This is a genomic window from Rothia sp. HMSC071C12, assembly GCF_001813895.1.
In the GTDB taxonomy this organism is placed as follows: Bacteria; Actinomycetota; Actinomycetes; order Actinomycetales; family Micrococcaceae; genus Rothia; species Rothia mucilaginosa.
Window position 1 is genome coordinate 1 of record NZ_KV814346.1, and the last position, 12368, is coordinate 12368.

10 protein-coding genes are annotated in these 12368 nt (G+C 56.4%); 8 read left to right on the top strand and 2 right to left on the bottom strand.

What is annotated here, in order from left to right; translation table 11 throughout:
• The 8 genes from HMPREF2942_RS00330 to HMPREF2942_RS00365 all read left to right on the top strand — a co-directional run.
• A partial coding sequence (locus tag HMPREF2942_RS00330) for a replication initiation protein (RefSeq protein WP_070687859.1) occupies positions 1 to 1629 on the top strand: 1629 nt, incomplete at its 5' end.
• Between the two features lie 114 nt (positions 1630 to 1743).
• Complete coding sequence (locus tag HMPREF2942_RS00335; RefSeq protein WP_070687861.1) at positions 1744 to 2484, top strand: hypothetical protein; 741 nt, start codon at positions 1744 to 1746, stop codon at positions 2482 to 2484.
• 412 nt (positions 2485 to 2896) lie between these two features.
• Positions 2897 to 3475, top strand: coding sequence for a hypothetical protein (locus HMPREF2942_RS00340; protein WP_070687863.1), 579 nt, complete (start codon positions 2897 to 2899; stop codon positions 3473 to 3475).
• Positions 3476 to 3573: 98 nt separating this feature from the next.
• Entirely contained in the window at positions 3574 to 4029 is a 456-nt protein-coding gene (locus HMPREF2942_RS00345; RefSeq protein WP_070687865.1) for a TadE family protein, read from the top strand.
• Between the two features lie 384 nt (positions 4030 to 4413).
• Complete coding sequence (locus HMPREF2942_RS00350; RefSeq protein WP_070687867.1) at positions 4414 to 6243, top strand: M23 family metallopeptidase; 1830 nt, start codon at positions 4414 to 4416, stop codon at positions 6241 to 6243.
• A gap of 139 nt (positions 6244 to 6382) precedes the next feature.
• On the top strand, positions 6383 to 7117 hold the full coding sequence (locus HMPREF2942_RS00355; RefSeq protein ID WP_070687869.1) for a hypothetical protein: 735 nt from the start codon (positions 6383 to 6385) through the stop codon (positions 7115 to 7117).
• A 148-nt stretch (positions 7118 to 7265) separates the two neighbouring features.
• Entirely contained in the window at positions 7266 to 9740 is a 2475-nt protein-coding gene (locus tag HMPREF2942_RS00360) for an FtsK/SpoIIIE domain-containing protein (protein ID WP_070687871.1), read from the top strand.
• Positions 9741 to 9745: 5 nt separating this feature from the next.
• Entirely contained in the window at positions 9746 to 10108 is a 363-nt protein-coding gene (locus tag HMPREF2942_RS00365; RefSeq protein WP_070687874.1) for a hypothetical protein, read from the top strand.
• A gap of 128 nt (positions 10109 to 10236) precedes the next feature.
• Here the strand turns inward: HMPREF2942_RS00365 and HMPREF2942_RS00370 are convergent, their stop codons facing one another.
• Together HMPREF2942_RS00370 and HMPREF2942_RS00375 are read right to left on the bottom strand one after the other, a co-directional pair.
• Positions 10237 to 10779 (bottom strand): hypothetical protein, encoded by a 543-nt coding sequence (locus HMPREF2942_RS00370; protein ID WP_070687876.1) that lies wholly within the window; start codon positions 10777 to 10779, stop codon positions 10237 to 10239.
• Positions 10780 to 11019: 240 nt separating this feature from the next.
• The gene (locus HMPREF2942_RS00375) at positions 11020 to 11760 is read right to left on the bottom strand and encodes an RES family NAD+ phosphorylase (protein WP_070687878.1); all 741 of its coding nucleotides are present in this window, start codon (positions 11758 to 11760) and stop codon (positions 11020 to 11022) included.
• Positions 11761 to 12368: the final 608 nt, after the last annotated feature.

A 12368-nucleotide genomic window follows, 5' to 3' on the forward strand; every position in this document is an offset into this window, starting at 1 on the left:
CCCGCGCGCCCTCAGTCTACCCTGACTACCCCCGCCAGCACCGCCGCTGGCATGAATCTCAGCGAGAATCTCGCTGACCACACCGCCCTCACCGGCGGATCCCGCAAGCGCCCCCGTAGTACCGGGCCTCTAGCCATCGACCGATACATCACCAGCACCTACCCCTGGATCTTCGTCAACTACTCGCTACCGCTACGTGCTACCTCAGAGACCATGTGGGAACGTACCGACGGGGATATCACCGTCATCCTCGCCGCCACACCGTACGAGGACGCTGACGGCACCACCCAATACCACCTGCCCTCCGGGCGTATCGCCCGTGAGGTACTCATGTACCTGGTCACCTCTGCCATGACGAGCGGATCCCCCACCATCGAAATCTCCCGCACCTGGCGCGGATTCCTCCGCGACATGGGCGTACCCTACAGCTCCGCTAACCGCCGCGCCGTAGAGCGTCAGCTCCGCGCCATCCTCAACATGAGCATTCGCGTCTCCCACCGCGCCAAGAGCACCACCGGCACCAACCTCTCCTCACGCGCCTGCCTGGTCGGATCCGGCGAAGACCTCGTCTTTGACCGTGACGGCGCCCTCGACGACGCATACCGCTCAGTCGTCATCCTCTCCAAAGAATTTTTCGACCGCATCGCTGCAGCTCCCTCCCCGGTACACGGCACCATGCGCGTACTCCGTGAATCCTGGCGCCAGATCGTCACCGAAAACCCCCACCAGGCTCTTGCTGGTGACGTGTACCTGTGGCTGGCTGGCCGTATGAGCCGCGTCCGCCGCGAGGTACATATCCCCTGGGCAGACCTCGCCGCCCAATTCGGTAGCAGCATGAGCAATGAGCGCCGCTGGCGCCAGCAATTCCGCTCCGCACTGACTGTAGCGACTAGGGCCTATTTTGCGCCTCTGGGGGAGGAATTTGATTCGACCGTCTACGTCGGTGAGTATGACCTGGGCTCTCGTACCCGTCCGGGTGGTCTGCGTCTGGCGCCGGTGAGTACTGAGCATCGTAAGCTACTCGGCTGGGGTACCCGCCGTAGCCGTCGCACTAGCACTCGTCCCGCAGTATCTGTACCGGAATCCCCGAACCGTCAGGAATCTCAGCCTGCACCCGCCGCAGCCCCAGCGAAGTCTACTCCTGAGGTGGTCTCTATCCCTGCTCACGCGGGTGTGGACATCACGGAGCTGCGCGCGCACCTGGACCACAATGGGCTGAATGCCAGCGCTGTATCGGATGGTGCTTTGCGCTCTGCTATCGACACGGTGCTGAGCCGCGTCACCTCGGTAGGTAATGCTCAGGCCCTGGTTTCTTCTGCTATCACCCGTGAACCCGCACTACTAGGAATCACCGCACCTACCTACAGGAGTGCTATCGCCCCCGTACCTCTGGTGACCCTACCCAAGTCAACCTGCCCCGAACACCGAGGAGAAATCCTCGGCAAAATCTGCCGAGAATGCGCTGCCGAGCTGAAGGCCCCGGACACCACTGCCGCTGAGGCACAGGCCTGCTGGGATGCCGTCTCCGCCCGCCTGAAAAACCTCACTACCGTTGGTTTCGACACTACCGATGAGATGGCTCGCTATCAGAGCCTCGCCATCGCACGCGGTGTCACTCTGAGCATCTAACCGTTTGATGGATGTCCTGGTGGGTCTGTGTGCTACCGTGAAGACAGCCGATAAAAATCCTCCTGGAGCCTACACATACCAGGCACCAGATGAGGGCCCCTCATAGGAGAAACCATGAAGACCTATAAACACCGACCCACCCGTACTGGCCTGGCAGGCATGTCTGTCGCCCTGATGCTCGCACTTTCCGCATGTGGCGGTGGTCAGGCTACCAGTGAATCTTCCGAATCTGCTACTGCATCTACTGCGCCGGTAACTTCCTCCTCGGCGAGCGCGTCTGCTGCGTCCACCCCCACTACTGCGAAGGCTTCAGCGTCTGCAACTGTGGCGGCGGACCCGAAGGGATCCGAAGTGGTTGAGGTGCGTGCGGCTGATGATACGAATGCTGATTCCACGATCGCCAGGGAAGCAGCGATTCGAGCGGCTAAGCGCGTTGCAGTAAACGACAATCGTATGTTTAACGCGTGGATGCATGGAGATTTGGAGCATGCGAGTGACGAGGAGCTACTTAAATTTGTGGCCCCGGAGAAGCTGGATAAGGTGAAGGAGACTATTCAGTCTATTCGTGATGGTCTTCAAGATAATAACGGTGGCTATACCGGTAACGTGACGATTCGCGATGTGACCGTTACGGATGTTCTGCCTACGGACTACTCGGACGGTAGTACGTACCCCTATGGCCACCTGCGTGTGAGGTATTGCGAGGATTGGACCCAGTTGCATACTTCGGATGGTAAGAGGGCTATTGTAGGTCCGGAGTCAACGAATACCGTTGAGCTGTTGGTATTGCGTTTACAGGATGGCCGTTATGTGTATGCGGGTGCACGTGATTTGAGCACTGGTTGTGCCTCGTAAGAAGAGAAAGTCAATGATGAAGCTAGCTAGGAAGCGGGTTAGCGCGGTTGCCGTTGCTACCCTGTTTTTGCTCTCGGGGTTTTCTGGACCTGTCATTGCAGATAACGCAAATGTCGACGTATCCGATTCTCGGGTACAGGTCATCAAGCAGAACAGGAAAGATAAAGCCTCCAACGATTCTGCTCCAGTGAATGAAAACCGCGACGCAGGGGACTCTCCTGTCGTTCAGCCTGTGGCGTCGATGAGAGGACAGACCTGCATTGCTGCCGGTGGTGTTGAAGTTCCCTGCGAGACTGACACTGGCTGGTTCTATGCTCCGAAATCGTGTTACGCGACGAAGAAGCTTAACCTTCCAGTAGCAAAACATCACACGGCGTTTGAATGTCATGGTGCTGGCCTGAATCTTGAAGCGGTGAAGTCGCTGCTTGCACCTACGACTATTACGGTGCCGACCAGTGAGGCTGAGGCGCGTGCTACCGCTGCAAAGAAAGGCGCGCAGCTCGCGGAGGATGCGCTCGCTGATTACAATTTTGAGAAGCTTGTGGTGCGTACTCAGCCGTCTGACGCGAACCTGCGCCCGGATGCTTTCGTGTTTACGCAGGGGTACGTCTGGGCTTGGGTACCGCCGTCGAAGGCGCGCTCGTCGAGCCAGCGGAACCCGCTTATCTCTGAGGCTACCGATGGTGGTACGCACGTGAAGCTGCAGATTAGCTTTTTGGCGATGAACGTGCATTTCGACGGTCAGGCAAGCGGTACTCAGGGTTTTATCCAGTGTGATGATCCTGGCCCGGTGTACGCGGGTGAGCAGCGTGGCGGTTCTACCTGTTCGTGGAAGGCTAAGAAACAGGACACGTATCGTGTGACGTCGTCACTTCTGTACCGTGTGGAGTGGACTGCCGATGATGAGTCCGGTGTCCTGATCCATGAGGTGCCGATGGACGGTGTGCAGATGATTCGCGTGCAGGACGGGTACGCGGTCAACGTGAAGTAAACATGCGTGTGTGGTGGGTGTGGCTGGTGATGGTGCCGCACCCACCACCCCCTTTATTCTTGGGTATAGTCTCACGTGGTGTAGAGAGGAGGGCGTACATGCTCAAGCGTAAGCAGGGTCAGGACCAGGGCCGGGGGCAGGATGGTAGTGCGTCTGTCGAATTCCTGTTCATGGTGCCGCTACTGCTCATGGTCGTAGCAGCGGTCTGGTTTTTTGGCGTACGTGCCCATGTCCAGTCGTCAGTTGATGCCGCAGCGGCTGCTGCTGCCCGTGATGCCGCGTTGACCTCGGAGCCTTCACGCGCTGTGCAGGTAGCGAAAGAGACGGTAGCTAGGAACCTTGAGGATACTGGGTGCTCTCCGTCTGAGGTGACGGTGCTTAACGCTGATGCTGCTGGTAGTCGTCGCCCTGACCTGTCGGCGGAGAGTAACACGATTACGGTGCGGGTTTCGTGTCGTGTAGAGGCTAACCCGTGGGGTGCCTCATGGGTGCCTGAGTTGGGTGCTTATACGGCTGAGGGTAAGGGTATTGTGGATACCCGCCGCAGCGACTAGCCGTCTGATGGGGACGGTTCATCATCATCCTCTGTAGAAGGGGGGGTGTTTGGTAGTTTGATTCTGCCAAACACCCCCTTTTTTTATGCCCTCTTCGTGGGGGTAGACAGGTAGCGAGCGCACAAGGGGGAGGGGGGTGGGTGTTGGTGCCGCTGTCGCTTGTGCTGTGTCTGTTGGGAGTATCGCCCTTCTTCTGTCTAGACGGAAAGGGGGGTGTTGTGGGGTGGGGGTCTTTTTTAAAAATTTTCTTGTGCTGGTGAGGTGAAGGGTGGGTGGGTGGGTGCCTTTATAGGAGTGAATTACTTAACCTGTCCCTGTTTTTGAGTCCCCCTTGCTTTGAGCCCCCCGCTGTGTTGGGGGTGGGGGAGAGTGAGATGCCCCCTGATGAGTGATAGTGCTAGCCGCCGTGCCGTTGCGTTGCTGAGGTCTGCGAAGGCTAAGGCGAAGAAGCAGAGGAAGCAGCAGAAGCGTCGTAGTCGTCGTGCTATGGGTTGCGGCTGTCTGCTTCTGGTGCTTGTGGTGCCTGTGTTCGGGGTGTTTGTGATTACGTCGATGATGGTGATGGGTAAGGCGGGTCATGATGCTTTGGTTCAGCAGCGTGAGTCGAAGTATCAGAGTTCGTGTGTGAATCGTGTGGCGCCGAATGGTAAGTATGCGAATCCGGCGGTGGGTACGATTACATCGCGTTTTGGTTTGCGTGATAATCCGATTCCGGGTGCGACGTTGGCTGATTTGACGGATCATCCGGGTACTGACATTGCTGGTATGGCTGAGGGTACCCCGTTTTATGCGGCGGCTGCCGGTACGGTGTTGGTTGTTGATTCTGGTGGTGCTGCCGGTGGTAACGGCATCATCATTCAGGGTGATGACGGCGTCCGATACTGGTATTGGCATGCGGCAACTGGTACTGCGAAAGTGAAGGCCGGTGATCACGTAGAAGTCGGTCAGGAGCTGGCTGGTGCTGGTATGACTGGTTATGCGACCGGTGTTCACCTGCACTTCCAGATTATGTTGCCGGACCCGAACAACCCGGATGGTAAGGGTATCCCGACCGACCCGGAGCCGTATATGGCTGAGCGTGGCATCACGTTGGGTCAGGGTGCGCCGGATCAGGTGTCGGATACGCAGAAGACCGAAGCGCCAGCGAACCCGGAGGTGAAAGCCCCTAAGACTGAAGCGCCGTCCCCCAAGGTGGACATCACCCCGATTGAAACCGACCTGCCCTCCGGTAGCAAGTACACCTGGGACGAGAAAAGGGTTGCTAACGCTGCCGACATTATCGCTGTCGGTAAGGGTATGGGCGTGCCTGAGCGAGGCATCATCATTGCGTTGATGACCTCTCTGCAGGAGAACGCCTTGAAGAACACCCCTGATGGTGACCGTGACTCTGTTGGTTTGTTCCAGCAGCGTCCCTCCGCTGGGTGGGGTACCGCCGAACAGGTGCACGACCCGAAGTATGCAGCAGCCGCGTTCTACGGTGGACCTGAAGGCCCGAACCACGGTAACCCGCCCGGCCTGCTCGACTACCCCGGCTGGGAGTCCAAGGGGCTAGGTGAAGCTGCGCAGACGGTGCAGATTAGTGCGTACCCGTACGAGTACTCCAAGTGGGAGAACACGGCACGTCAGCTCTACTCGGTACTCTCCGGGGTGGACGGTAATACCACCTATGGTAAGCAGTCTTGTCCGAATAATCAGAAGAGCTCCGAGAACGATAAGGGATCTGAAAAGGCCCAGGCCGAGGACTCCAAGGACTCCAAGGGATCCAAGGACTCCAAGGGATCCAAGGACTCCGACAAGCCTCAAAAGCTCACCGTTGAAGCCGACGGCGTGCACACCGACAAGGAGCACCAAGTACGCGACACCATCCTCGCCAAAGCCCGTGACGGTTTGGGCGGCACCTTCGCCCAAGGCCGCAACGACTTCAAGAATTGGGACGAGACCGGTTACGTCCACTGGGTCTACACCCAAGCTGGAATCGAGCTGCCCCGCCAGACCCCTTGGACCGTCGGTGAACCCACCAACGACCCCCAACCTGGCGATTTGGTAGTTCAACTCGCAGATGGAGAAGGCGGCTACCGCCACGTCGGAATCTACGCAGGAGACGGAAAAATGTACTCGGCCTTCAGCCAGAAAGACGGAACCATCGAGCACCCCGTGGCCTGGAACGGTGCCGAAGATACCGCCTACATCCGTATCGTCCACCCCAAAAAATAGCTACTACTGCTGATAGCTGCCCCCTGCCCGCCCTTTTCGAACAACACAAACCGCGCCCACCGGCACTGGGCACATTCGGTACAGTACAGGGCAGGGGGCAGGATGACCCCCGATAATTTCCCACATAAAGGAGATAACAATGAACAATAACCAGAATCAGGATGCACACCCCAACGCATCTGCCCCCAACGCATCTAATGGTGCGCTCGCTACTGGTGGTGCGCGTCGTTCGATGGACTGGAAGACCATCGCAATGATCGTTGGCGCCATCGTGTTGGTGCTGTTCGCCGTGTGGATGATGATCCCTAAGCCTGCCTCGAATTCAAGTGCAGCGGCTTCTTCTTCCTCGGCTGTGGCCTCTGCCCCTGCAAGCCAGGGCACCACTTCACAGGCCTCGGCTTCACCTTCAGCTTCAGCTTCAGCCCAGGCGTTGGATGAGGCTGAGATTCAGCGTGCCCGTTCCCGCGCTCACGAATTCGTCACCGCCTACTACTCCCAGTCCTGGAAGGATCCGCACCCGGAAAACTGGGCTTTCCGCGCCGGAACCTACAGCACCCCCGAATTTAGGCAGAAGATGATCGACCAGGCCAGCCAGCAGAAGGCTGAAGACCCTGAGTGGCAGCGCCTGGTCAAGGCCAGGATCGCCATGAACGTTCAGGACGAGGGTGAATACGTCGTCTTTACCCAGGGTACCGACGAATCGGGTGCACCGATGATTAAGTTCACCGCGACCCTCATGGTCGGCCGAGATGCACGAGACCCCATGGAAGCTGTGAAGCCGGTACGTGAAGTGAAGACCATCGTACTGGTCCGTGATTTCTCCGGCTCGTGGAAGGTCGCTGACTACTACAACGCGCTGGGCAACAACGGCTAAGCCCACACCGTGAGTTAAACCATCTGTATCTCTTCAGATGAATCATTGTTGAAAGGACACCATGCCGATGAGGTCACGACGTACTACGCGACGTTCTGCTGACGGGCCTGCAGCCCGGTGGGATAACACCCCCGAACCTATGGAACCGATGCTCACTGAGGTGCAGCACGGGCTACCTGCTAAGGTCCGTAAAGGCAAGCACGTCACTGCGGCTGTGATAATCGTGGCCATCATGGTGGTGGACTGGCTGGTGATGGCCGGAACCCCGCTGATCAGCATCATCCTTGCTGGTGCGGTGGTTGCGGCTATCGCCGCCTCCTTCAGCGCCTCAGCCCGTCATGAAGATGAACGTGAGGCTCGTGCCGACAACTTCATTGAGGCAGCTTACCCACTACTGGGAGTCAAGGGTCTGAGCCGCACCCTGGTGAGTGTGGGGCGGTGGAAGCGTACCCCGCTACCGTCGTCCCACACCGCCGAAAAATCTGAGAAGGCAGGTAAGGCAGAAGGCCAGGAAGAAGTAACCAACCCGGCCGCTGCTACTGATGCTGCGCCCGCACCCGAGACTACGGCCACTACCGATACCCCCAACAGCAACGAGGCAGATACCACCGATACCGCACCCCAGAAAACCGTCAAACCCTCCTCAAGCCGTACCTCCCAGCGTGCAAAGAACCTCTCTGCCGCCTCCTGGACGAAAGCACGCCGAGCCGGGGCCACTGTACGCCACAACCTCACCGAACCAGGCCACCCCTCAAGCCTGATCGTGCACTACGGACGCACCATCGACGCCACCAACCCCGAATGGGCTGGAAAGCTTCTAGCCATTGCTAACCGTGAACTCTCTGACGGCACCGTAGAGTTCAAAATCGACTCGGTCAACAACGTCCGCAAGAAGCTTGTCCTCAAAGCAATCCCCACCGCTACCGACGAAACCATCAACGAAACTGAAGAACAGAAACGCGAGCGCGTTATCACCGAAGCGGCTAAGAAGTTGCTGGGTGATGAGGCTAATGCCCGTTTTGTGCGTGATGAGCAGGGTGTGCTGACTGAGATTCATATTGAGCATCATCGTACGCTTGAGCTGGAGATGAATCCTTCCTCGAAGGCTCGTATTACCCGTGCGATGCTGACTCGTATCCCTGGTTCTTATCGTTGTAACTGGGATGCGCAGCAGGATGTTTTGAGTTTTACGCGTCGTAAGGAATTTCCTGCGGTGGTGTCGTTGCCTGCGCATGCGCAGCCGATGCGTCAGCGTTTCGATGATGCTGCAAGCTATAAGGCGTATAAGAAGTTTGAGATTCTGCTGGGTCTGAATGAGGATGGGCAGTGGGCTACGTGGAATCCGACTAAGGATGCGCACCTGCTCATTACTGGTCGTACTGGTTACGGTAAGACTATCAGCTTGCACAATATTATTCAGCAGATTACTCAGGCCGGTTACCGTGTGTGGCTGTGTGATGGTAAGTGGATTGAGTTGCTTGGTTATGATGAGTGGCCGAATGTGGAGTTGATTGCTAATTCGGTGCCGACTCAGATTAGGATGCTCAAGCACCTTCACGAGATTATGCAGGAGCGGTATACGCTGCTGCGGAAGCGTCAGGCTACTGCCTACGATTTTGACCCGATCTTCTTTGTCTGTGATGAGTTGTCGGAAATGAAGGGCAATATCGCCGACTTCTACGCCACCCACAAGGTCAAGGGCATGCCCTCAAAGTCTGAGGTGGATAGTTGGATTGGCTCGCTGGCGCGTCTGGCACGTAAGGCACTGATTCACATGGTTGTTGGTCTTCAGCGTCCTGACGCGTCCTTGATGAACGGTGAGACCCGAGAAAACTTTGGTGGCCGCATGTCACTGGGTCAGATGGGTCGTGATGCCTCCATCATGATGTGGGAAAACGCCTCCATCGGCTGCGCTGTAGCCGGTGCAAAGGGCCGCGCCCTAGCCATGATGAACGGAGAACCCACCATGATTCAGTCAATCCTGGCACCGAACCCGGACCCGCTGGACTCCGACTATGACGAGTCGAAGGTCAAGAACAATATGCCGACTCATGCTTTGTACACGATGAAGACCATTAAGGAGCTGGAGGAATACACTCAGGTTTATAACGAGAAGAACGACGAGTTCGAGGAAACCCCGACCCCGTGGACGGATTATCTGACCGCCCCAATCCTGGCAGCTGACGGAGAACCCATTGAGATTGCGGTCCGCCGCAGCGAAGCGCTGAAAGCGCAGCTGAAGGTCATCGAAGACAGCACCCCTGCAGAAGGGGAGCCGACCGCAGATACTTTAGAGATGCCTGCCGTCACCCCCGAAGTTATCATGGCCTCCGAAACCCCGACACTGAGCGCACCGGATGAGTTCGATAACGCCGTATGGGGCCAAGAACGCACCAGCTCCGCCCAGTCACTTGCTGAAAGCGACTTGGTTGAAGTTGAAGGCGAATGGGTGGTCGTCAATTCACTGGTTGAGGACCCGTTCGGTTCCGGCGACCTCATCCTGGACTACCGCACCATCAACGGCGAATCCGGATCCTTCACCCTCACCCAAGGCCAACAACTCACCACCCGCCGCGCCCGCAGCGAAGAAGAAATCGAAGCCCGCACCCGAAAGGAGGAATAAGCGCCATGAGCCAAAACAACCCATCGAACAACAACTTCGAAGAATTCCTCACCTGGGTATTCTTCATCTTCATGCTCCCCCTCGGCGCCATCGGCGCATGGATGAGCGGACTACTAGAAACCGCGAAAAACTGGCTGCTGTCCCTCGGAGTATTCCTACCCACCATCCCCACCACAGAAAGCAACCCAGAAACCGGAAACATCACCGAAACCGCATCAAACACACAGACCATATTCAGCATCCCAGAACTAGGCATCGCACTGGACGCCCCCCGCATCATCTTCCTACTATGTCTGCTCGCACTACTGCTCACCTTCGCCGACTACACAGCAAAGGTGAAACGCGCACGCCGCGCACGCCGTAGGTAAAGAACACCTCCGGCGAGCGCTAAGAAGGCAGGATACGTGAGAGGACGAAGAGGCGGGGGCTGCTAGATCACTGGTATGAGTGGTCTGGTAGCCCCCGCCTCTATATCTTCTTATGTATGCTTTAGGGTTTATTTGTTGGCGTAGCGGGTGTTCACGTCAGCGAGCGCGTGGTCAAGGACCTCAGTGAAGTGCTCTTCGGATTCCTTCATGTATTCCAGAGCTGAGAGACCGTCGTACATCAGTGAGGGGCTGGTGAGCCAGAGGGCGGTTTGCCACTCATCAAACCCTCCGTTAAGGAGTGTCTGAATAATCTTTTGGACGGATGGGTCAACTGCTCCGCCAGCGAACTGGAATCCAGGGTAGCCGTTTCGTCCCTTGCCGTCCTTCAGGCGAAGGATGGTTTTTTTATTGATGCGGTCGTTGAGTGCCTGTCGAGTGATGTCCCCGAGGTACTTGCAGACTGCTGCAGTGGTGTAGAGGTCTCCGACGGTGGATAGGGCTGTCTTGGGCTCCTGGTAGGTTTTTGCGTGCTTCTGGATGGCTACTCGGATAGCGAAGGATAGATCGTGGGCGCGGCTTTCGGTCATATCGATGGTTCCGTCAGCGATGAGCGCGTTGAGTAGTTCCTGAGCTGGTCCGAGGGTACGAGTCAGGAATTCATTTTTTTCCATAGCAAGTTTTCTCCCCACTCATCCATGGGAGCCCCCTCCGATGCGGTGACCATCCTGGTGTGGGCTGGGTACCGCACCGGAGGGCTCTCACCCCACAGTACTCAATGTAAAGCCCAAGTGTAAAGTAAGGGTCTAATCGGTTATTGTACCGCCTGTAGGTTACAATGCCTTCTCTCATTCTCTCCCCTAGACATCAAGGGGCGAGAATGAGAAGGCTGAGTAAGCCTGGAGGCACTGCCTTTAATTCGGAAATAGACTATCGTGGAGTGCATCACCAAAATCGTCCGAAAGGACCGGGACATTCTTGATATCTTCAGCGATTATGGGTAGGCCTGCACCTTGAGCCAGATACTCACGGTACACCTCAATCAATTCCACAGTCTCCTCGACCTCCAGGTCTCCCTCATAGACACCTGCAGGGCCATAAAGGTAGACATTTTCTGTTTCCTCCAGGCTCGAGTTGCTAATGATCCCACCAGCGCCCAGCTCATAGATGCCCTGTGCCCACGGCTGAGTGAGGGCATATTTTGTGCCATTATGGCGCGCATCGCTCACACAATCAGCGCAATACCCAGGTCCATTGACGCGCGCATCCACCAGCACTATCGGGTGCTTCAGACGAATCCTGGATATAGACTTACCAGCCAAACGGGAACGAGGGATTTCCGTCCTGGAAAGATCAGTGCCAAGTTCTTCCCGTATAGCTGCCAGTGGTGACATGCCCGTGTTACATGTACCCAGACCCTTAGAACCCTGCAAGCCAAAACGGCCTCCCATATAGGGTGCAGTTCCAGGCTCCCACGCGGAAGAGTAAAACAGAGGACTGCGCGGCGAACCGTCAGGGTCATAGGTGTCGTGCACCCTGTAGACCACCGGAATATCAGTACCAGGTCCAACAAGCACCAGCGGATACTGGTTTAGACAGGCATCCGCATCCGGAGGGATGATATTTTGCGGAGTATGATGGCATTCAATAGCCATATAAATTCCTTTTCCGCATTATGATGACTGTGTGTTCTGTGTGTTCTTTGTGTATACGATTATATCCAATAGGCTATGTTTTAAATCCCTGCATGGTCATTAATTCAGCGAGGGGCAAAATTAACTGTGCACCAAGTCTCATATCTGCCTACTGCAGGAAATTACAACGGTAATCGGGCATAATCAACACTCTCAGAATACCACCCGAAGGTCAATAAAACCGCGGTTTAAGCACATTCGTAGAATTCTTTTAGGAATAGTTAACCTGAAATTCTTTTAATCGGCGCCAGAACTTTAAAAAATTAAAATTTTAGCGAGGCGACATTGGGTGACGAGAACTCCAGAGGTTGCCCCGGGTGCGGAAAAGAATGAATTCTGGAGGTTGCTAAAATCAGTTACCTTCAGCATTTTTCTCTTATTCTCTGTTTTTGGTCTAGGTGCTTTTATGTGCGCATTAATTATTTAGTGACCTCCATTTCTATGGCTACTACCGCCGCGTCTTCTGCCGCTACTACTGGTGCTGGCCCCACTGCTACCGCTACCGCCGCCGTGTCTTATGCTTCTGACACCGTTGCCCCCGCCCCTACTACCCCCGCCCCCACTGCCGC

What these genes read in the sequence shown, in the direction of transcription:
- HMPREF2942_RS00375 (WP_070687878.1), bottom strand. Translation starts at nt 11,760, where the DNA reads ATGGCTATTGAATGCCATCATACTCCGCAAAATATCATCCCTCCGGAT.
- HMPREF2942_RS00365 (WP_070687874.1), top strand. Translation starts at nt 9,746, where the DNA reads ATGAGCCAAAACAACCCATCGAACAACAACTTCGAAGAATTCCTCACC.
- HMPREF2942_RS00350 (WP_070687867.1), top strand. Translation starts at nt 4,414, where the DNA reads ATGAGTGATAGTGCTAGCCGCCGTGCCGTTGCGTTGCTGAGGTCTGCG.
- HMPREF2942_RS00360 (WP_070687871.1), top strand. Translation starts at nt 7,266, where the DNA reads ATGCTCACTGAGGTGCAGCACGGGCTACCTGCTAAGGTCCGTAAAGGC.
- HMPREF2942_RS00335 (WP_070687861.1), top strand. Translation starts at nt 1,744, where the DNA reads ATGAAGACCTATAAACACCGACCCACCCGTACTGGCCTGGCAGGCATG.
- HMPREF2942_RS00345 (WP_070687865.1), top strand. Translation starts at nt 3,574, where the DNA reads ATGCTCAAGCGTAAGCAGGGTCAGGACCAGGGCCGGGGGCAGGATGGT.
- HMPREF2942_RS00370 (WP_070687876.1), bottom strand. Translation starts at nt 10,779, where the DNA reads ATGGAAAAAAATGAATTCCTGACTCGTACCCTCGGACCAGCTCAGGAA.
- HMPREF2942_RS00355 (WP_070687869.1), top strand. Translation starts at nt 6,383, where the DNA reads ATGAACAATAACCAGAATCAGGATGCACACCCCAACGCATCTGCCCCC.